Origin of the sequence: Echinicola sp. 20G, assembly GCF_015533855.1 — a bacterium.
In the GTDB taxonomy this organism is placed as follows: Bacteria; Bacteroidota; Bacteroidia; order Cytophagales; family Cyclobacteriaceae; genus Echinicola.
Window position 1 is genome coordinate 641612 of the sequence record NZ_AP024154.1, and the last position, 21508, is coordinate 663119.

The window sequence follows — 21508 nt, forward strand, 5'->3', positions numbered from 1 at the left end:
GAAAGTTTTGATAATTTTGGATGAAATCAACTCTATCACCCTTGCTGGAAGCACATCCATACCCCACTCAAAAGATTTTAATCCCTGAACTCCAAACGTTCAAGCTCCAACTTTATATCAAAAGGTTGGACATGGTTCATCCAAAAGTCAGTGGCAACAAGTTTTTTAAACTAAAATACAATCTAGCAGAAGCCAAAGAGAAAGGTAATGACACTTTACTTACTTTTGGGGGAGCTTATTCCAACCACATCCAAGCTACCGCAGCAGCAGCCCAATCAGAAGGTTTTAAGAGCATAGGCATTATCCGTGGAGAACCATCCATTTCACCAAGTCCAACCATCCGGTTTGCATTGCAAAGTGGAATGGACATCCAATATATGGACCGTAGCACCTATCGAAATAAAAAGAGTAAAGAAGTTACCCAAAGTTTAACCGATAGGTTTGGCAGCTTTTATATGATTCCAGAAGGAGGCACCAATTCCCTGGCCATAAAGGGCACGGCAGAAATCATTAGCCCCGAAGACCTGAGCATGGACTATATTTGCAGCTGTATTGGCACTGGAGGAACCTTGGCCGGGCTTATCCAATCCGCCATGCCACACCAAAAAATAGTAGGGATTTCATCCCTAAAAGGAGATTTCGTTCATGATGAAATGAAATCAATTTTACAGCAGCACAAAGTTAAACATTCCAATAGTTACGAAATTTTCACCAATTACCATTTTGGTGGATACGCCAAACACAAACCCGAATTGATCCAATTCATTATGGATTTCAAAAAATCCTTTGGCATCCCACTTGACCCAGTATATACGGGAAAATTACTTTATGCTGTCTTAGACTTGGTCAAAAAAGGCCATTTCAAACCAAATTCAAATATTTTAGTCATTCATTCTGGTGGCCTGCAGGGCATTAGAGGCTTCAATGAGCGCTTTGGAACATCCTTGGCAGACCATTAATCCTTACTGAGCTTGCTCAGTATTTTTTTTCCTCGGCTCCTTATTCCAGCACTGGCATAAGGTAACATGTCCTCAATTATCAATTTCAGTTCTGGCCTTATTTCCGGATACCGTTCCGACAAATTATAAACCACTTGCATCGCAAAAACCCTAATGGCTATGGGCTGTGCCTTATCTTCTAAAAAGGTAAAGGCTGCATTTAACACTTCCCCTTCATAAACTTCTGGCACATCCTGATCTTGAAGCATCCGCAAAATATTTCTTTTCACCGCATCATGGACATTTGCCTTTTTTAACATTATGACAATATCTTTGTAATAGGGCAAAAGCAAGCCAGGACACTTTTCTGCTGCTATTCCCAAAGGCCAAGAAGCCCGTTGCGTAACCTTATAAGTTCCATTTCTAAAAAGAATAAAAAGCTCAGCAAAACGGTCAGGATCATCACCAATATAATTCACTATTTTGGTTGTATTGTCCTTTGACTGTCCACTTTCCAAGATCTCCAGTATATCCATTTAGGCTATTATTTTCGAACTCTGTTAAATACCTTGGCTGTGAACCTGGGGCGATCTTCCATCACGTTAAAGTCGTCTTCGCTAATCCGCTTCACACTTTCAATGGTATAAAAAGCCTTATCATTAACTTCCTTGACCTTAGCAATATATTCCTTCAGCACATCTCGCTTCATCACCGTAAAAAGTAAATTCACCTTACCATACCGGCCTTCTGCACCCACATTGGTAAAGCGAAAATCCCTTTCTTTCATAAAATCAATCAGCTCCGGCATGGGGTCTTTTGTAATTACCCTTACCAGCACCCTCCCCAAGGCCAGTTTTTCTTCAATTACCATTCCTATATAGGTTCCTGCCCCAAACCCGCCTGCATAGGCGAGGTAAGACAAGGGGTTGTCAATATTCTGAAAAATCTGTCCGATGGCCAGTAACCATATCAAGGCCTCAAAAAAGCCCAAAATAGGCGCCACATTTTTCTTGCCATTAAGGACAAACATGATCCTCAATGTATTGATACTGACATCACAAACCCTGGCAAAGAAAATCAGCAATGGCATCACCACATAGCTAAAAACTTCATTATCAATCCCGATAGAACTAAAGAACTCTTCCATGATTTATATTATAAAACTTGGTATTTACTAAACTTTAACATTTTTGCCCACCTTTGTGCCCAAAAGCCCAAAGACTACAGCACATAGCAGCATGAGCAAAATCAAAATATTCCAATTTTGAAAGATATCAAAAAGCACCCCCACTATTAATGGCCCTAAAGCCGCCAAGTAGTACCCGGCTGATTGTGCCATCCCTGACAACCTGGCTGTGGTAGCACCTTCAGTGCGTAATCCTATCAAAGTGTAGACCAAACTAATACTGGCTCCCAAACAAAAACCAACTAAAGTAAGTCCAATATAGATCATCAATTCACTTTGGGTAAAAAGTGTCAAAAAACCTAAAAAGTAAACTGTTCCAATCCCAAATGAAGTCTTTACTTGTTCATCAAACTTCACAGCCACTAGAGGCGCTATGAATGACCCGATCAAGCCTACAATCTGCATCAAACTCATCAATAAACCTGCTTGCCCGGCCGAGAAGCCCTTGGTAATCAATAAATCAGGAAGCCATGCAATTAGCGTAAAAAACATCATGGACTGAATCCCCATAAAGATGCTGACTTGCCAAGCAAGCTTTGATTTCCAAACATTTTTACCGCCAGTAAGCCCTTCATCCGGCCCTTTTACTTTATTCTTCCTCACTTGAGGAATCCAAACGACTATAGCAAACGCAATCAGACCAATCCAAAAAAGCAGAGATCCCCTCCAACCCAAGTTATAATCTACGGCCAAGGGCACGCTCACCCCTGTACCTACCGCTGCAAAAAGGGACATCCCAGTAGTATAGATACTGGTCATGATACCTATTTTATGCGGAAGCTTCACTTTGATCAAAGGGATCAACAATACATTGCATATTACGATACCAATACCTGTCAAGCCCGTCCCTAAAAACAAAAGTACAGGGCCTGCCTGTACCCTGACAAAGACACCAAGTCCTATCAATACCAGCCCCAGCAGGATGGCCCTGACATTTCCTAACCGGGCTCCAATGGCAGATGAAAACAAGGAAAAAGTCGCAAAAGTCAACAAGGGCAATGTGGTCAAAAAACCCGCCCAAGCATTCGACAAATCCAAATCTTCCCTAATCATCGGAATAAGTGGCCCAACAGAAGTAATTGAAGGCCTTAAACAAAAGGAAACTAAAATGATCCCCAAAATGAGCAAACCATTTGCCCTTCCTTTCTTTTGCTGCAATCCATCCATCAGCTTTATTTTATTGCAAATTGACAGGAATCAAGTTACAAATTTCAATACCAGGTTTTCACAAAGAAAACGCTTATTTTCCCAGAAAAATCAACTATTCTCTAAAACCAACTGTCTTACACAATCAACCCAAGTATCATTGGAATTGAGACAGGGTACCAAGTCCCATTGCTCTCCTCCTGCCTCTTCAAACACCTCTTTGTATTCCTCCCCTACTTCGACAGTGGTTTCCAGACAATCCGCTACAAATGCTGGTGAAAAAGCCAACACCTTCTTTGCTCCGTTTTTTGCCAGTTCCTTGATCGTATCCTCAGTATAAGGCTGAACCCAAGGGTCTTTTCCCAACCTGGACTGGAAGGAAGTATGTACCTTATCTGCTGGCAGCCCCATTTTATCAGCTAATAGTCTCGTTGTATAGAAACATTGTGCCCTGTAACAGTATTGATTAGAAGAAGTTTGGATAGAACAGCATTTGGCATTTAATTGACAGTAGCCATTACAAGATGCCTTTTGGATCTGTCGCTCTGGCAAACCATGATAGGAGAATAGGTAAGCATCATATTCCTGGTCTCCTTTGGTCCCGTCAGCTATTTCCCTCCACGCTTCCAAAAATAAAGGGTGATCCATAAACCTTGCCACATAACTTATTGAAGGAACCACTTGCCATTTACTGATGATCTCCATCACTTTGTCAATTACCGAACCATTCGTAGCTGAAGCATATTGAGGGAACAAAGGCAGCACAATGATTTTCTTCACTTTTGCTTCTTGCAAAGCCATAAGTCCATTTTCTATGCTAGGAGTTTGATAGCGCATCGCCATCTCTACATGGTATTGTTTGGAGTCTAGCTGTTGGACCAATTTATCCTTGAGGTCCTCAGTGTGAAAAAGCAATGGAGAACCACGGTCGGTCCACAATTTACGGTATTCGGCAGCAGACTTAGGCGCTCTAAAAGGAGCAATGATACAATTTACCAGCAACCACCTCGACAAAAAAGGAATATCTATGACCCTTCCATCCATTAAAAATTCCCGTAAATATTTTCTTACATGGGGTACAGCTGTGCTGTCTGGAGTCCCTAAATTGACCAGCAACACACCGGTTTTCGCCACTTCTTTCATAAACTGTGTTTCTTTTTAAAAGGAAACCAAAAGTACAACCTATTGTTACAAATTGCCAATGGATATTTTCAAGGAGCCATTGACCAAATCTATCATTTTATAAAAACGAAAAAAAGCGACCCATTGGACCGCTTTTTAAGGAAACAATATTAACTCAAATAACTATTCTTTTTTCATTTTCTTACTCATCAAGGTATCAATCTTGGCTTTCACTTCCTGATCTTGATTATAAGCCATCGACATTTGCTGAAACTTCTGGACTGTAAAATCATTTTCCAAGATCAATCCCTGAACTTTCGTTTGCACTTCTTGTTGCATTTCCATTACTTTTTGTCCGGCCTTGTTAAATTTAGCTATCTCTTCTGGGTCCTCAGAAGCTTCCTTGATATTCCCACTTTGCTGTGCCCTGGCTAACTGTTGAAAACGAGCCACCTCAAGCCCTTCTTCCTCTATGACCTTCATCATTTCGCCTTGTACTTTTTGTTGTACAGGGATGATTTCAGTGTTGATGTCTACAAACTTCTCGTAATCCTCATCGGTGAAATTCATATTTCCTTGGGCCTGCTGTGCAGCTACCTGCATCACCGATCCCAGCAATAATATTAAACTCAATACACCTAATACTTTTAGCTTCTTCATAAGTTGGTTGGTTTTTCAAATTTTAGATTTTTTAAGTAAAAAAAATCTTTCTTTTACCATAATTAACGATAAAAGGACACTATTATTACAATTAAAAAATAAATTTGTTGAAAAAATAAAATCAGTTTTTAAGAATCACAAATACCCCTTAAGATTACTTACCAACTCCCGCTTGGTCATTAATCCTCCCTTCCTCCAAAGAATCTTTCCCTTCTTGAACAAAATAAAGTGAGGGATGGACCGAACAGCAAAATTCAATGCCGCTTGTTGGTTTTTGTCAATATTGACTTTTAGGACTTTTACCTTACCTGCAAATTCATTGGCCACTTCCTGTACTATGGGAGACATGGTTTGACAAGGACCGCACCAATCCGCATAAAAGTCTACCAATACTGCTTCCTCAGACTTGGCAATGATTTCTTTAAATTTCTTTTTAGCCATAGTTCATTTTTGGTTGGTCAAGGAGAATCAACATCAAAAAGTTCCTAAACGAGGAAAGCCCGGTAATTACCGGGCTTTCATTAATATCTTACTATTTCTATTTATTGAGGAAGATTAGCATCTTCTGGCATCTGCTCAGGAAGTTCAATTCCCAATTTTGCCGCTACCAACTCTGTAAACTTGTCAGCTTCTTTAGTGTAAAGCAATACTGGAGCCTGACCTGCAGTCTCAGAAAAGATGTGCGTATAGTTATGCTCTGCCGCAACGGTATTGATGGCATTGAACACTTTAGTCTGTACTGGCTCTAACAATTCGCTTAGTTTTCTTTGGTAAGAAACCTGAGCATCTTGTTCATATTTTGCCGCTTCATCACGCATCTTCATCAATTCCTGCTCTTTAGCAGCTCTAGCTTCATCCGTCATAGTGGCAGCCGCTTGTTGATATGCCTGTGCCTCTCTTTGAAAATTTTGAGATTTTGTATCAACATTTGTTCTTAACTGTGTACCGTAATCTTTCATGTCGGCATCGATCTGCTCCATCTCCGGCATCAAACTCATCAACACTTCCACGTTGGTATAGCCAATTTTCACGTCTTGCGCTTGTGCTACCAAGCAAAAGCCAAACATTGCAATGGCTGAAAGGATAATTCTTACTTTCATAATTTTAGTTTAATTAAGTTATTTGTTTTCTTCTATTCCTAGTTCTTCTATCACAAAATCCGAATAATCATGTACCGGATCAGTATATATCATTGACAAATCGGCAGCTTTATCAAACATAATGGCAATACCATTTCTCTTGGCCACCTTATCTATTGCATCAAATATTTCTGATTGCAAGGGTTTCATCAGCTCATCCTGCTTCTGAAAATACTGCCCATTAATCCCAAATACCCTTGTGTTAAAGGCTGTGGCGGCAGCTTCCTTTTCGCGAATGGATTTCATACGCTCATCGTACATTTCCTCGGTCAGCAGTACTTCCTCCGCTTTGAGTTCATTGTACATTTCCTGGATCTCTTTCTCCAAATTCTGTGCCTCTTTTTTCCAAGCATCTCCCAGGCTTTTCATCTCCTGCTGTTTCACCTTATAGTCAGGATGCTTGTTTAGTATATATTCAGAATCCACAAACCCAATCTTCTGCGCCATCGTAGCAGCGCTGAGCAGTGATAAAAATAATACTAAACCAAGACACTTCTTCATACTTTATCTGAATTGTTGACCAATGGTAAAGTGGAACATGCCACCGCTTGGCTGGATTTCCCCTGGAGCAGGATCAAATCCATATCCCCAATCTATCCCCAAGAGTCCAAAGGCAGGCATAAAGATCCTAGCACCAAAACCAGCTGACTTTTTCAAATCATAAGGATTAAACTCCGAGTAACTTCCCCAGTTATTACCTGCCTCAGCAAATCCTAATAGGAAGATGGTCGCAGATGGGTTTGGAGAAACCAAGAACCTCAATTCCATTACGTGTTTGTTATAAACGATACCACCGTATGGATCTGCCCCTTCTTGCCCCCTAGTCAATCTTCCTGGTGTGATCACCTGATTTTCATAACCTCTCAAGCCAATAATGTCCTGACCAAGGGAGAAGTTGTTAAATGTCATACCATCACCACCCATTACGAACCTTTCAAGAGGGATGATGCCAATCTTGTTTCCATAGGATCCCAAGAAGCCCATGTGTGTTCTCGCACTGATCACGAATTTACTTGATCCAAAGATCGGCGTATAGAATTTGGCATCGAACATCCACTTGTGGTATTCCAACCATTTGTATTTTTCCTCATCCGGAGACTCAGCAGTAATGTTCTTATTAAAGGCTGAATATGGTGGTGTAAAATTCGCACTTAAGGAAATATTTGATCCCATTCTTGGATAAATAGGACTATCCACATTGGATCTACTTACCGTGAAATTATAAGTCAAACTGTTTGATCTACCCGTTGCATAACTTAAACCAAAACTTCTACCATATTCATCAAACTCATAAATCTGGAACTGTAGGGAATTACTTACACTGAAATAATCATCCGGCCATGTTACCCTTTTGGCCAAGCCCACAGTTACCCCAGTAATTTTAAAGAAGCCTAATTCTTCTCCAAAGTTAGATTGGTTGTAGATGTCAATCTGTCGCTGAACTGAGTGGTTAAAACTTACACTTAAAGCATTTGGCTTCTTCCCTCCAAACCAAGGTTCCGTAAAGGAGAAACTATAGTTTTGGAAACTCTTACCATTGGCCTGTACCCTTAAGCTTAGCTTCTGTCCATCGCCCACCGGAAGCGGTCTCCACTTAGAGAAGTCTCCAATATTTTTCACTGAGAAGTTATTGAACACCAAACCAACAGTACCTACGAAACCGTAGAAACCGCCCCAACCACCGGACAATTCAATCTGGTCATTAGGTCTTTCCTCCAACTGGAAGACAATATCCACTGTTGCGTCTTCAAAGTTTGGTCTTAGGTCTGGATTAATGGTTTCCGGATCGAAGTAACCAATCTGTGAAAGCTCTCTGATTGTTCTTACCAATAGGGCTCTATTGAATTTCTGTCCTGGTAAAATCCTGATTTCACGCATAACCACGTGATCAGAAGTACGCTCATTTCCTTCAATGGAAACACTGTTTACCGTTACTTGAGGCCCTTCAAATATCCTCATTTCAATATCAATAGAATCTTGCTTTACATTGACCTCTACTGGCTCAATGGTAAAGAACAAGTAACCATCATCTTGGTACAGGGAGCTGATATCATCTCCCTTAGTAGGGTCATAATTAAGACGCTTGTCCAAAAGCTCCTTATTATAAACATCCCCTTTTTCGATGCCCAACTTCTGAAGAAGCACTTTGTTATCGTGGATATAATTCCCGGTAAACGAGATATTCCTGTAATAATACTGCTTACCTTCTTCGATATCCAGGTCAATATTTACTGTTCTTTCATCAAAGTTATAAACAGAGTCCCGTGTGATCGCTGCATCTCTATAACCTTTATTCTGATAGAAACTGATTACATTGTCCTTATCGTTTCTATACTCTTTCTTATTGAATTTGGAAGAGCTAAAGAAGTTAAGCTTAAAGTTCTTGTTTATGTAGGTTTTTAATTCCTCATCAGAAACCACTTTTCTATTGGTGACACTGTTGGCAACATTTTCTGGGCTTGCATTGGCTACCCTAGAGAAGACATTCCTGAAGATCCGCACACGCGCATGCTCATTGGTCTTCTTCATCTTCTTTTTGATCTTGCCATCTGTGATGTTCTCGTTTCCTTCAATGGCAATTTCATTGATTTTGATCTTGGACTTCTTGTCCACATCAAAGCGCAACTTCACACTGTTGGGGAATGAAGTATCTCTTTCCTGAATGATTTTCACTTCAGTATTGAGGTAACCTTTCTCCACGAAGTATTCCTTGATGTTTCTTTTGGAAGTATTCAATACATCGTCACGAACCACGCGTCCTCTGATCTGTATCTTATCACGAAGCTCACTTTCTTGGGTTTGGGAAACCCCACTAAACTCCACTATGCTAAAGCGTGGCCTTTCGGTCAGGTCAAGCAATAGGTAAATTTCATCTCCTTCTATCTTGGTGACCATGATTTTCACATCGCCGATAATTCCTTGCCCCCAAAGCTTCTTTAAGGCACTGGAAATCGCATCACCCGGTACGCTGATTTCGTCACCTACCTTCAAACCGGAAAGTGAAATAATAGCCGTTTCATCTAGCGTGGATAAACCTACCGCTTTGATTTCCGCAATCTTGTAGGTTTGCGGCTGTGCATAGTTAAGATCTAAAATATCCACTGGTTTTTGCACTGCATAACGACTCTGTCCCAGTCTAATCTGGGCCTGAGAAATGCCTGCAAAAAGGAGTAAGCATATTAAGAGTAAGCTTCTTCTCATTAATCTCATGATTTTATCTGTGCCCCTGTCTTGCCAAAGCGTCTTTCCCTATTTTGGTAGTCCGACACTGCTTCAAACAGGTGCTCTTTTCTAAAGTCCGGCCACAACACTTCTGTAAAATACAGCTCTGTGTAAGCCAATTGCCAAAGCAGAAAATTACTGATCCGCAACTCGCCGCTGGTCCTGATCAATAATTCCGGATCAGGATAGTCCTTGGTCAGCAAGTGTGCCGCAATCAGGTCTTCTGTGATTGCTTCTACATCAAGCTCTTTGTCAGCTACTTTTTTGGCAATGTCCTTGATTGAATTGGTAATTTCCCATCTCCCACTATAACTCAGCGCCAGGATCAATGTCAAGCCTGTATTCCCAGAAGTCACTTCCATAGCTTCCTTCAATTTGGCCTGGCCTCTTTTGGGCAAAGTATTGATATCTCCTATCAGTGTCAACTTAACGTTATCCTTCATCAGGTTGGGCACTTGATCGGTCAATGTCTTCACCAAAAGCTCCATGATGGCATTCACCTCAAACTTGGGTCTTGACCAGTTTTCTGTGGAAAAGGTATAAAGTGTCAAATACTTTACACCAAGGTCGTTTGCGCCAGTGATCGTTTCCCGAACAGCGGTAATGGCATTTCTGTGGCCAAAGACACGCTTGGCTCCCTTGCCCTGCGCCCATCGGCCATTGCCATCCATGATTACCGCAATGTGATTAGGAATTCTTTCCTTGTCTAACTCTTCCTTCATTCCAGTCTTTGTCCGAACTTAATTTTTTGGAGGTACAAAAATGCTATTTCTTTTTTAATATTCTATCCCGAAGCCCAATTAATTAATAATTAAAGCATTCTATTTGATGGAAGGAGTAGCTAAGCGTAACACCTAAAAAATAATACCAGTCCTTATCAGATTTGTTACCATAATTGAGACCATAAACAGGAGGTGTATCATCAGGGTTGTTGGGATCCGGAACATAATTAGGATCCGGGAATCGAGGAATATAATTTTCATTATACTCTATCTTATCCAAGAAATCCGATACAGTAGGCCTAAATCCAAACTCCAAGGCTAAAAACAACCTTTCTTTCAGCCTGTATTTAACCCCTAAACCAAATGGTATTACTGGTGTGGAAAGTGAGTAGTCAGTATCTGTTGGATCTCCCTGAAAAGACTGTCCATCTGCAAAGAACATTGAATAGCCAAATCCAAGGAAACCGTATGGAGAATACCTTACAGTGGAATGTGGAGCCAAATAATCCAAGAAGTGGTATTCCATCACAACATGGCCTTCCACCAGAAGCCCTTTGAAATAGGCATTTCTGGCCGCAGCCATCGCATCCAATGGACGGATACTATCTGCTGCGTTAAGCCCTGCTATGGAAACCCCATACCGGAGACTCCAAACATTGTCAAAATTTCGTCTGCCAAAAAACGTACCTTGAAGGCCTAGTTGTTTGGGATCTAACCTCCGGATGATATCACCCGAATAAGTCGCCACCCCTAGTCCCAAGCCATATTCATTTTGCTGTGCCTTTGCCTTGTTTGAAATGCCAAGCATTGACACTCCCAAAACGATGAACATACACAAAATTTGAAAATTGACTTTTTTCAAGACGCTGCAATTTATAAAGTACTAAACGAATAAAAAACCCTCTCCAGTATTCTCAGGGTTAATTTATGTTAAAACTAATTTCTCAAATCAAAGCCCCAATTGAGCTTTTTTCGCAAAGTGTCAAAGAAACTATAATCGTGAAACTTAACCAATTTCGCAACAAACTTCTCCTTTTTGATCCTTAGCTTGACCGATGCATCCACCGCTGTGGATCGGGAATCCAATGATATCAAAAACTTCTTGCTTCTCCCTTCAATGGTAAAAGTAATTTCACTTTCATCAGAAACGATCATGGGCCGCACATTCAAATTATGAGGGCTTACCGGGGTGATCACAAAGTTTTTGGCCAAGGGAGAAATCAATGGTCCTCCACAACTCAATGAATAACCTGTAGAGCCAGTTGGAGTAGAAACGATCAAACCATCTGCCCAATAGCTGTTCAAATACTCCCCATCAATATAGGTGTGCACGGTGATCATTGAAGAAGTATCCCGCTTGTGGATGGTAAATTCATTCAAGCCATAGGGCACTCCGTTGAATAAAGGTTGGTCGGCTTTTAAGTTCAGTAATATTCTATCCTGAATGGTAAATGCTCCATCAAAAAGTACCTCCACCGCTTTGCCCACATCCTCTTTGGCAATGGTCGCCAAAAAACCCATACGCCCCGTATTGATCCCTAAAATCGGAACCTCATACTCTCCAACCATAGAGACCGTATCCAATAAAGTCCCATCTCCTCCCACGGAAATGACAAAGTCCATGTGCTGCAATTCTTCTCGGCTGCCTAATACAGTGAATCCGGCAGCCTTGGCTCCGGATTTCTTGACGTTCTTTAAAAAAGCTTCCGTTAAGTATATTTTAGCGTTGTGCTGATGCAATGCATCTATCAACTGCTCAATGTATGGCACAAATTCCTTTTGGAAATTTATACCATGTATGGTAATGTTCATCGAGTTTGATTCATTGTTTAAATATTCAAAAATCGCAATAGATTGTCCAGCCTGTCCTGCTCCCCACTTACTCCCATTTCCTCCTGATAGTGATCAATAACCTTGTACCCAAAGCGCTCCAAGGTAGCTTTCACATGCCTCAATTCTGTCTTATCGATTTTCAAAACCACTTTGATTTTGCTCTCATCCAATGGGTCACTGGTCAAAAAGCTACTTAAAATCTTCGCGTTTTCTGACTCAATCACCCGAGCAATTTCAAAAAGACTATAATCGGTCATAAACATGGAAAGCACCAAAACCCCACCTTGCGCCTGAATGGAAAGGCTATCTGCAAAAGCGGCAATAGCGTCTTCCAAAGTCACCACCCCATGGTAAATATTGTCACTGTCCACCACGGCCACCATATTGGTTTGGTATTCTGAAGCTACCCTTAACACATCATAGATATGTTTCTCTTTGAGGACAAAACAGCCTTCGGCTTCCAGTGGAACATCAGAGATCAAAATATCCTCCCTGTTGATATTGTAAATCATCTCATCTGTCACGAGCCCCCGGAAAATGCCTTCATCTACTACTGGCAATACATCCGTACGAATTTCCTCCATCCATGACAAAGCCATTTTGACCTTATCACTGTATTTCAAAGGGGGAATCATGTTATTGATAAATTCGTACGCCTGCATATTTTAAAGATATTAAATTGTCATCATTTATTAAAACGATTTGTACTGCAAACAAGTTTGCTTGGCGATAATTAGAACTAAAATCCTAAGGATTTATTACAATAAACGGCAGTTTATCTTTGGGATTCGTAAGGTCTTCCACAATAAAGATGCGCCCAATTTTTAATCATCTCTAATCCAAATTCCGTAAGATGGGCCTCAGGATGAAATTGAATTCCAAAAATTGGTAAGGAACGGTGCGCCATAGCCATCAGTTCACCAGCTTCTGTCTCTAATATAGGTATCAATGACTCCGGTAAATCCCTCAGTTCAAGAGAATGGTAGCGCGTCACATTAAAAACTAGTGGAAGTCCTGATAGTACCGGATGCTCTCCCACCTTTTTCACCTTAAAAACCTTCCCATGAACAGGCTGTCTTCCTTTTACCAGTTTGGCTCCAAAAAACTGACCAATACACTGATGCCCCAGACATACACCCAATATGGGCAATCTATCATGATAATAGGCAAATATTTCTTTCAGGTTTCCGGCTTTTTCAGGCGTCTCTGGCCCGGGAGACAGCACCACCGCTTCATAATTCTCTTCCTTAAGCAGTGCCAAAGGAGTATCATTCCTCACAATCCTCAGCTGAAAACCAGCCTGCCTAAAGTAATCTGCCAGAATATGGGAGAAAGAATCAAAATTATCAATCAGTAGCAGCATCTTGACTTTCAATTACCAGCTCATTGATCCTCTCCACGGCATCCTGAATGGCAGGCGTAATCACCCCCACCCCATCGATCACCATGGGAGCGAATGGTTCCAAGACATCATATAGTGTGGATTCCTCCAACTTCTTTTTAGGGATTTCAATTCCAAAAGACTGTGCCGCCCAAATCAATAGACTCAGCATAAACGCCCATTTCAAAATCCCCAAAACAGCCCCGGCAAAGTTGTCAAATGTACCCAAAATGGTCAGGTCAAGGGTCTTTTTTACCAAATAGGCCAGAATCCGAAGTGTGATGGTGACAATAAGAAAAATGATCAGAAAAGAAATAAAGGGCAACATAAAAGTCAGGCTTTCTACCCTTTCTGCCAAAATCTCTGCACCCCAGTGCATAAACTTAAAGGCAAATACAATCCCTATAATAAAGGCCACGATAGATAATATCCCAATAAAAAGACCTTGTTTATAGCCGCTATAAGCGCCTATGGCCAATAAAATCAGTATGACAATATCTATCGCGCCCAAAAACCTTTAAACCAATAGTCCTTTAACTTTTTGAGAAATCATCTTGCCATCAGCTTTTCCTGCCAACTTCTTGGTTGCTGCTCCCATCACTTTCCCCATGTCCTTTGGACCTTCAGCTCCTACTTCAGCAATAATGCTTTTTAGTTCTGCTTCCAACTCTTCCTCACTCAACTGCTTGGGCAAAAACTCATTGATGATCTCCAATTCAGACAATTCAGTCGCAGCTAGATCTTCACGGTTTTGCTGCTGGTAAATCTCTACAGAATCTTTTCTTTGTTTGGCCGCTTTGGTCAACAGTTTTAACTCGTCTTCCTCCGTCAAGCCTTTCTCTCCACCCTTGGTCTCCTCCAACATAATCAGCGACTTGATTGACCGCAAAGCTCTCAGTCTATCCTTATCTTTGGCCAACATGGCCTTCTTGATTTCGCTTTCTATACTTTGCTTTAAACTCATTATCTTTATGTTTATGTTATTTAAGGTGTAATTTTGAACAAAATTAAGAGTATAATTGATTAAAATGACCAAACTCAGCGTAAATATTAACAAGATAGCCACCTTAAGAAACGCAAGGGGCGGCAATAATCCTGATGTAGTTCAAGTGGCTTTAGACGCAGAAAGATTCGGTTCACAGGGCATAACGGTACATCCAAGACCAGATGAAAGGCATATCACTTATGATGATGTCATGAAACTCAAGGATAGTGTCACCACCGAATTTAATATCGAAGGTTATCCGGACAAAAGATTTATGGAAATAATCAGGTTGGCTAAGCCAGCCCAAGCAACACTTGTCCCTGACCCCCCGCATGTACTTACATCCAACACAGGCTGGGACACTATCGCCCACCAAGAGGAACTGAAGGACATCATAGCTGAATTACATGAATATGGCACGCGTACCTCTATCTTTATTAATCCTGAGCCAAAATATTTTGAACCGGCCAAACTGACTGGAACAGACAGGGTGGAACTTTATACCGAACCTTATGCCTCCCAGTTTCATACCAACAGGCACCAAGCCGTAAAACCTTATGTCGAAGTTGCACAACTCGCCAAGGAGTTGGGTTTGGGATTAAATGCCGGCCACGATTTAGATTTGGACAATCTGAAATTTCTGAAAGAAAGCATTCCATTTTTGGATGAAGTATCCATTGGTCATGCTTTGATCTGCGATGCCTTATATTATGGTTTGGAGAATACCATTCAGATGTATAGAAGGCAGTTAGAAGCCGAATAGCTTGCTGCTGCTTCCCTTTACCAATACACTTTTGAATATTGACATATGAAATTGAATTTTAAAAAAGTAGGACAAGGCCAACCCCTGATCATTCTTCATGGTCTTTTTGGTTCTGCTGATAACTGGCTAAGCATAGCCAAAGAACTGGAAAACGAATATACCATGTATTTGGTGGATCAAAGAAATCATGGTGACTCCCCTAAGAGTGATGACTGGGACTATAAGGCCATGGTAGACGATCTGTCAACTTTTATGAGCTCTCAAGGGCTAGAAGCTACACACATCATGGGACACAGCATGGGAGGAAAAACAGCCATGAACTTTGCGCTTAAGTACCCGAATAAAGTAAAAAAACTGATCATTGCTGATATTGCTCCACGATACTATCCTCCCCATCACCAAAGCATATTAGCAGGGCTCAATGCCATTGATATGGAGACATTGAAATCCAGAAAAGAGGCGGATGACATCCTTGCTGAACATATTGATGAGACGGGTGTGAGACAATTTCTCATGAAAAGCTTAGGCAGGAATGAAGACAGAAAATTCGTTTGGAAAGTAAATCTTCCTGTCATCACCGAAAAAATCGACAATGTAGGCGAAGCCCTGCATGGCTCAAATTCTTTCAATGGGCCTACCTTATTTATGCGGGGGGCCAACTCTGACTATATCCAAGAAAGTGACAAGGAAGACCTCGAAAAGTACTTCCCTGAATACAAGTTGGTCACCATCAAAAATGCTGGTCATTGGCTGCATGCAGAACAACCTTCAGCAGTTGTAGGCACCATTAAGGCTTTTTTAGGCTAAATGACTTTGTCAATATCATTTATAAATCATGTCCAAAGGAAAACTTTATCTTATCCCCAATATATTGGCAGAAGGAACTGCCCAAGAGATCATCAGCCCCCAGGTAAAGGAGGTCATCAAAAACACCCAGTTTTATCTGGCTGAGGACCTTCGTACTGCTAGAAGGTATATTTCTAGCCTCAGGCTAGGGCTGACCATCGAGGAATTACAGTTTGAAATATTGGACAAAAAAACCAAACCAGCCCAAATGCCTCAGCTGATGAAACCACTTTTTGAGGGAAAAGACATGGGCGTAATTTCTGAAGCAGGTTGTCCTGGGATCGCAGACCCAGGAGCTGTAGCCGTTGCCTTTGCCCACTCTAAGGGCATTCAAGTTATCCCCCTTGCCGGTCCCTCTTCGATGTTTATGGCTTTGATGGCCTCCGGTTTTAATGGCCAATCCTTTGCTTTCCACGGTTATCTTCCCATCAATAAAAAGGAAAGAATAGATGCCATAAAAAACTTAGAAAGTGAATCAGGAAGGTTTCGAAGAACCCAAATCTTTATGGAAACGCCCTTCAGGAACAACCACCTATTTGAAGACCTTAAGCAGCATCTCCACCCAAACACCAAACTGTGCATCGCCAAAAACATCAGTGGAAAAGATGAGCTGATTGTCACCAAAACCGTAGCTGATTGGAAAAAAACCAAAATTGACCTTCATAAAGTCCCTACTGTCTTTGTTTTGGACACCAATTACTAAGCACAAAAAATCAAATAGACAGGTTTAAAATGCTTCTGGCGTCAGATCGCTTATACTCTGTATTTTATCGATGAGCAAAGTTTTTTATTTCCTGCTTATACTGTAATTTTACACGCTATTTGAACAAGTACAATATTTAAATTCAGCATATATGCCATATTTATTCACTTCTGAGTCTGTTTCAGAAGGACATCCTGATAAAATATCTGATCAGATTTCTGATGCGCTTATCGATAACTTTTTAGCTTTTGACCCAAAATCCAAGGTAGCATGTGAAACATTGGTTACTACCGGTCAAGTCGTTCTTGCTGGTGAGGTTAATTCCGAAACCTATCTTGATGTACAGAAAATTGCCAGGGATGTTATCAATAGAATCGGCTATACCAAAGGGGAATACATGTTTGACGGCAACTCTTGTGGTGTACTTTCTGCGATCCATGAGCAGTCTCCAGATATCAACCAAGGTGTAGACAGAACCAGCCCAGAAGAGCAAGGTGCTGGCGATCAAGGAATGATGTTTGGTTATGCCACCAATGAAACCCAGAACTATATGCCTTTAGCATTGGATCTTTCCCATCGTCTGCTGAAGGAACTTTCTAACCTAAGAAGGGAAAACGAAGAAATTACCTACTTAAGACCTGATGCCAAGGCACAGGTAACCATCGAATACAGTGACGATAATGTTCCTCAAAAGATCAAGACCATCGTTATTTCCACCCAACATGATGATTTTGCTGAAGAGCCGATGATGCTGGCTAAAATCAAAGAGGACTTGGTGAAAATCCTTATTCCAAGAGTTAAGTCTCAATTGATTCCAGAAATTCAAGCATTGTTTAACGATGATATTACCTACCACATCAATCCTACCGGAAAGTTTGTGATCGGTGGTCCTCACGGAGATGCTGGTCTTACTGGAAGAAAAATTATTGTGGATACCTACGGCGGAAAAGGTGCTCACGGAGGAGGAGCTTTCTCCGGAAAAGACCCTTCTAAAGTAGACCGTTCTGCAGCTTATGCTACGCGTCATATTGCCAAGAACATGGTTGCTGCGGGTATAGCGGATGAAGTCCTGGTGCAAGTATCTTACGCGATTGGTGTAGCAGAGCCTATGGGCATTTATATCAATACCTATGGCACTTCTAAAGTCGATTTAAAGGATGGAGAGATTGCAGAAAAAATCTCCCAAATCTTTGACATGAGGCCGTATGCCATCGAGCAGCGCCTAAAACTCAGAAATCCAATCTATGAGGAAACTGCTGCCTACGGTCACATGGGACGTAAAAACGAAGTCGTAACCAAAACATTTGTTTCTCCTGATGGCACCTCTATCACTTTGGATGTAGAGCTCTTCACCTGGGAAAAGCTGGATTATGTGGATACGATCAAAAAAGAATTCAATCTATAAAATAAAAAAAGCGGCTTAGGCCGCTTTTTTTATTTCCACATTTCTTCGATTATCTCCGTATAAAACTCCTGAACGGATTTTCCAATTGCCTTAACCTGCTGAGAGATCAAACTGGTTTCCGTTTGGCCTGGAACTGTGTTGATTTCTATAAAAAAGATCTTACCCGTTTCATGTTCCAAGAAGTAATCCATTCTCACTGCTCCTTTGCAGTTCAATTTTAAGTAAACTTTTTCAGCCACTTTCTTTACCCGCGCCACTTCTTCTTCAGTCATTCTTCCAGGTGTAATTTCCTCTGTTACTCCAGCGGTATACTTTGCCTCAAAATCAAAAAACTCCTTGGAACTTACGATCTCAGTAGCAGGCAATACGGTCACCTCGCCATCTACCATATACATGCCTATGGAAAACTCCCTACCAGAAACAAACTCCTCCACCAGCACCTGAGTATCCTCAGCAAAAGCCTTATCCAAAGCCTCCTGAACCTCTTCTTTGGTTTTCACCTTGCTCATACCAATGCTACTTCCACCGCTATTGGGCTTCACAAAATAAGGCAATTGCAACTCATCAATTACTCTTTGTGTATTGGTAGTGGTATTTTTAAAAAGCTGAAGGGACTTGGCCACGTTCAAATCATCGATATCCTGTATGATGGCTTTGGTGTATCCTTTATTCATGGTAATGGAAGAAGTGATCGCATCACAAGTAGTGTAGGGCAAACCTATCATATCAAAATACCCGGCTAATTTGCCATCTTCACCCGGAGAACCGTGAAGGATATTGAAGATTCCATCAAAAGTAGTTTTCTCACCATTTGGAGAAATTGAAAAATCATTCAAATCAACAGGATAATGAGTTCCACTCCCGTCCTGATAGTACCAGTTACCTTTTTCTATGATGATTTTGTATATATCATAGCGTCCCAAATCAATATTCTTCTCCACTACTGCGGCACTTTTAAGAGAGACAACAGACTCACCGGTAAAACCTCCAGTAACTAATGCAATTTTCTTCTTGATCATATCTATAAAGGTAAAAGTTAGTTATGAAAAAAAGTACAGTTATAGCCTGCTACCCAAATATTTTTTTTAGGCACTGTACCCAAAACTCACTGTAATTCACCATTTATCTTTACTTGGCTATCTCTTCCTCTCATTTTTTTTATATTTGGCGTTCAGAATTAAATCCACAATATAATTTATATGAATCAAGTAAGAACCTTGGCCTTAATGGCAATTGTACTCTGCGTATGCTTTCAGGCTATCGCGCAGCAAAAAAAAGTCTCCCTTGAAGCCATCTTTAAAGAAGGAGTCTTCTCCCAAAAATCCGTTAGGGGAATTAACTGGATGAAAGATGGCCAATATTACAGTTCCTTTAAAAGAGAAAATGGTGCCTCACAGGTGGTTAAAATGAATGTATCCACAGGAGAAGAAGAAGCTGTTCTAATTGACGGCGATAAACTTGGCATTAACTTTTCCAGCTATTCTTTCAATAATGATGAGACCAAGGCATTGGTGGCTACTGAGGTGGAAAGCATATACAGAAGGTCTTCCAAAGGGATTTTCTATGTAGTGGACTTGGCCACTGGCGTGTCCCAAAAGCTGATGGATGGAGAAAAAATTTCCTATGCTACCCTTTCTCCGGACAACACCAAAGTCGCTTTTGTGAAGGACAACAACCTTTACTATATCACTTTGGAAAACAATGAGGTTCACCAAATCACAACCGATGGCAAGTGGAACCACATCATCAACGGTGCAGCCGATTGGGTATATGAAGAAGAATTCTCCATGGCCCAAGCTTTCAAATGGTCTCCTGACGGAAAGAAGATTGCTTTCATACGCTTTGACGAAACGGAAGTACCTGAATACAATATGCAGGTTTGGGGTCCTCTTTATCCACAAGACTATAAATTCAAATATCCTAAAGCAGGGGAGAAAAATGCCACAGTAAGCCTTCACGTTTTTGACTTGGACAGTGAAAAAACAACTTCGCTAGATGCTGGAACAGAAAAAGACATCTACCTTCCACGTATCTACTGGACAGGTGACAGCAACACTCTAGCTTTCATCAAGCTTAACCGGCTTCAAAACCAATTGGATTTGTTCCATGCCAACACCAACACTGGTGACAGCAAGGTGGTGCTGACCGAATCCTCAGAGACCTATGTTGACCTTAACTATAATGACAACCTGCTCTATTTGGCAGATAACAAGGGTTTCATCAGAACCTCTGAGCAGGATGGTTTCAAGCACATCTATCATCATGATATGAATGGTGAATTGATTGCTCAAATAACCAAGGGTAATTGGGAAGTAACAGAAGTAGTAGGAGTAGATGAAAAAGTTAAAAAGATCTATTACATCTCTACTGAAAAATCTCCATTGGAAAGAAATCTTTATGCAGTAAAGCTTAACGGAAACAGCAAGACTGAATTGACACCTGCATTGGGAACACACAGCATCAATATGAGCCCAGATTTCAAGTATTATATTGATTACTACTCAACTGCCAACAATCCTTTAACTGTTACTTTGAATACGTCTAAAGGTAAAACCATCAAAGTACTGGAGGACAACCAAGACCTAACGAAGAGATTGGAAACATACACTTTAAGTGACAAAGAATTCTTTGATTTTGAAACTGTAGATGGTACCCTGCTCAATGGCTACATGATCAAACCTGCTGATTTTGACGAAAGCAAGCAATATCCAGTATTGATGTATGTTTATGGTGGACCTGGCTCAGAAAACGTAAAAAACTCATGGGGAGGAACCAGGGATTTTTGGCACCATCATTTGGCCTCAGAAGGCTATATCGTTGTTTGTATAGACAATAGAGGAACCGGAGGTAGAGGGCGTGACTTCAAACATGCGACCTATGCCAACTTAGGTGATTTAGAAACACAAGACCAAATCGCTGGCGCCAAATATTTGGGATCACTTCCTTATGTCGATGCCACAAGAATCGGTATTTGGGGATGGTCTTATGGTGGCTACATGTCTTCACTTTCTTTGATGTTAGGAAATGATGTCTTCAAGACCGCCATTGCCGTAGCACCAGTAACCACTTGGAGATATTATGATACCATTTATACAGAAAGGTATTTGCAGACACCACAGTTGAATGCTGCAGGATATGACAACTTCAGTCCAATTACCCATGTGAGCAAATTAAAAGGAAACTTTCTTTTGATCCATGGTACCGGTGATGACAATGTCCACTTCCAAAACTCAGTAGATTTGGTCAACGCCTTGATTGCTGCGGACAAGCATTTTGAGACCTTCTATTACCCCAATAGAAACCATGGCATCTACGGTGGCAATACCACATGGCACCTTTATAATATGATGACTGATTTCATTAAGAGGAAATTGTAATATTTCTTCAAACTAATAAATCAAAGGCATTGGAAGGCACGCTCTCCCAATGCCTTTTCTTTTTGCCTTGACGGGGAAAT

The 21508-nt window shown here is 41.0% G+C and carries 23 protein-coding genes; 6 read left to right on the forward strand and 17 right to left on the reverse strand.

Annotated features, from left to right (window positions below; translation table 11 throughout):
- Positions 1-20 precede the first annotated feature (20 nt).
- Positions 21-959, forward strand: coding sequence for a 1-aminocyclopropane-1-carboxylate deaminase/D-cysteine desulfhydrase (locus JL001_RS02915; RefSeq protein ID WP_200974613.1), 939 nt, complete (start codon positions 21-23; stop codon positions 957-959).
- Here the strand turns inward: JL001_RS02915 and JL001_RS02920 are convergent.
- The 16 genes from JL001_RS02920 to JL001_RS02995 form a co-directional block, all read right to left on the reverse strand.
- Positions 956-1474 carry a hypothetical protein gene (locus tag JL001_RS02920; protein ID WP_200974614.1) on the reverse strand — a complete coding sequence of 173 codons (519 nt, stop codon included), beginning with the start codon at positions 1472-1474 and terminating at the stop codon, positions 956-958. The two genes, JL001_RS02915 and JL001_RS02920, sit on opposite strands and share 4 nt — an antisense overlap.
- 8 nt (positions 1475-1482) lie before the next feature.
- The gene (locus JL001_RS02925) at positions 1483-2085 is read right to left on the reverse strand and encodes a DUF2179 domain-containing protein (RefSeq protein ID WP_200974615.1); all 603 of its coding nucleotides are present in this window, start codon (positions 2083-2085) and stop codon (positions 1483-1485) included.
- Between the two features lie 27 nt (positions 2086-2112).
- Complete coding sequence (locus JL001_RS02930; protein ID WP_200974616.1) at positions 2113-3291, reverse strand: MFS transporter; 1179 nt, start codon at positions 3289-3291, stop codon at positions 2113-2115.
- 90 nt (positions 3292-3381) lie between these two features.
- Entirely contained in the window at positions 3382-4413 is a 1032-nt protein-coding gene (gene hemH, locus JL001_RS02935) for a ferrochelatase (RefSeq protein WP_200974617.1), read from the reverse strand.
- 162 nt (positions 4414-4575) lie between these two features.
- Positions 4576-5052: a DUF4168 domain-containing protein gene (locus JL001_RS02940; RefSeq protein ID WP_200974618.1), complete on the reverse strand. Its 477-nt coding sequence runs from the start codon at positions 5050-5052 to the stop codon at positions 4576-4578.
- Positions 5053-5187: 135 nt separating this feature from the next.
- A complete protein-coding gene (gene trxA / locus JL001_RS02945; RefSeq protein WP_200974619.1) occupies positions 5188-5493 on the reverse strand; it encodes a thioredoxin in 306 nt (101 codons plus the stop codon).
- Positions 5494-5594: 101 nt separating this feature from the next.
- The gene (locus tag JL001_RS02950) at positions 5595-6152 is read right to left on the reverse strand and encodes an OmpH family outer membrane protein (RefSeq protein ID WP_192009229.1); all 558 of its coding nucleotides are present in this window, start codon (positions 6150-6152) and stop codon (positions 5595-5597) included.
- Positions 6153-6170: 18 nt separating this feature from the next.
- Positions 6171-6692, reverse strand: coding sequence for an OmpH family outer membrane protein (locus tag JL001_RS02955; protein WP_192009230.1), 522 nt, complete (start codon positions 6690-6692; stop codon positions 6171-6173).
- A 3-nt stretch (positions 6693-6695) separates the two neighbouring features.
- Complete coding sequence (locus JL001_RS02960) at positions 6696-9392, reverse strand: outer membrane protein assembly factor (protein ID WP_200974620.1); 2697 nt, start codon at positions 9390-9392, stop codon at positions 6696-6698.
- Between the two features lie 5 nt (positions 9393-9397).
- Positions 9398-10135, reverse strand: coding sequence for an isoprenyl transferase (locus JL001_RS02965; RefSeq protein WP_200974621.1), 738 nt, complete (start codon positions 10133-10135; stop codon positions 9398-9400).
- An 82-nt stretch (positions 10136-10217) separates the two neighbouring features.
- The gene (locus tag JL001_RS02970) at positions 10218-10967 is read right to left on the reverse strand and encodes a DUF6089 family protein (protein WP_200974622.1); all 750 of its coding nucleotides are present in this window, start codon (positions 10965-10967) and stop codon (positions 10218-10220) included.
- A gap of 104 nt (positions 10968-11071) precedes the next feature.
- Complete coding sequence (locus JL001_RS02975) at positions 11072-11947, reverse strand: NAD kinase (RefSeq protein WP_200974623.1); 876 nt, start codon at positions 11945-11947, stop codon at positions 11072-11074.
- A gap of 17 nt (positions 11948-11964) precedes the next feature.
- Positions 11965-12630, reverse strand: a complete 666-nt coding sequence (locus tag JL001_RS02980) for a CBS domain-containing protein (protein WP_200974624.1) — start codon at positions 12628-12630, stop codon at positions 11965-11967.
- A gap of 113 nt (positions 12631-12743) precedes the next feature.
- Positions 12744-13331 (reverse strand): aminodeoxychorismate/anthranilate synthase component II, encoded by a 588-nt coding sequence (locus JL001_RS02985; RefSeq protein ID WP_200974625.1) that lies wholly within the window; start codon positions 13329-13331, stop codon positions 12744-12746.
- Positions 13315-13860 carry a CvpA family protein gene (locus JL001_RS02990; RefSeq protein WP_200974626.1) on the reverse strand — a complete coding sequence of 182 codons (546 nt, stop codon included), beginning with the start codon at positions 13858-13860 and terminating at the stop codon, positions 13315-13317. Before JL001_RS02990 ends, JL001_RS02985 begins: the two co-directional genes overlap by 17 nt.
- Positions 13861-13866: 6 nt before the next feature.
- The gene (locus JL001_RS02995; RefSeq protein WP_200974627.1) at positions 13867-14313 is read right to left on the reverse strand and encodes a GatB/YqeY domain-containing protein; all 447 of its coding nucleotides are present in this window, start codon (positions 14311-14313) and stop codon (positions 13867-13869) included.
- A gap of 64 nt (positions 14314-14377) precedes the next feature.
- On the opposite strand from JL001_RS02995, the gene JL001_RS03000 reads away from it, so the two are divergent.
- The 4 genes from JL001_RS03000 to metK all read left to right on the forward strand — a co-directional run bounded on the left by JL001_RS03000 (position 14378) and on the right by metK (position 18051).
- On the forward strand, positions 14378-15097 hold the full coding sequence (locus JL001_RS03000) for a pyridoxine 5'-phosphate synthase (protein WP_200974628.1): 720 nt from the start codon (positions 14378-14380) through the stop codon (positions 15095-15097).
- A gap of 45 nt (positions 15098-15142) precedes the next feature.
- Positions 15143-15904: an alpha/beta fold hydrolase gene (locus tag JL001_RS03005; protein ID WP_200974629.1), complete on the forward strand. Its 762-nt coding sequence runs from the start codon at positions 15143-15145 to the stop codon at positions 15902-15904.
- Between the two features lie 28 nt (positions 15905-15932).
- Positions 15933-16646 (forward strand): SAM-dependent methyltransferase, encoded by a 714-nt coding sequence (locus tag JL001_RS03010; RefSeq protein ID WP_200974630.1) that lies wholly within the window; start codon positions 15933-15935, stop codon positions 16644-16646.
- 151 nt (positions 16647-16797) lie between these two features.
- Complete coding sequence (metK, locus tag JL001_RS03015) at positions 16798-18051, forward strand: methionine adenosyltransferase (RefSeq protein ID WP_200974631.1); 1254 nt, start codon at positions 16798-16800, stop codon at positions 18049-18051.
- Positions 18052-18080: 29 nt separating this feature from the next.
- Here metK and JL001_RS03020 read toward each other — a convergent pair whose 3' ends face one another.
- Complete coding sequence (locus JL001_RS03020) at positions 18081-19067, reverse strand: D-alanine--D-alanine ligase (protein ID WP_200980283.1); 987 nt, start codon at positions 19065-19067, stop codon at positions 18081-18083.
- Positions 19068-19250: 183 nt separating this feature from the next.
- On the opposite strand from JL001_RS03020, the gene JL001_RS03025 reads away from it, so the two are divergent.
- Positions 19251-21428 carry a S9 family peptidase gene (locus tag JL001_RS03025; RefSeq protein WP_200974632.1) on the forward strand — a complete coding sequence of 726 codons (2178 nt, stop codon included), beginning with the start codon at positions 19251-19253 and terminating at the stop codon, positions 21426-21428.
- Positions 21429-21508 lie beyond the last annotated feature (80 nt).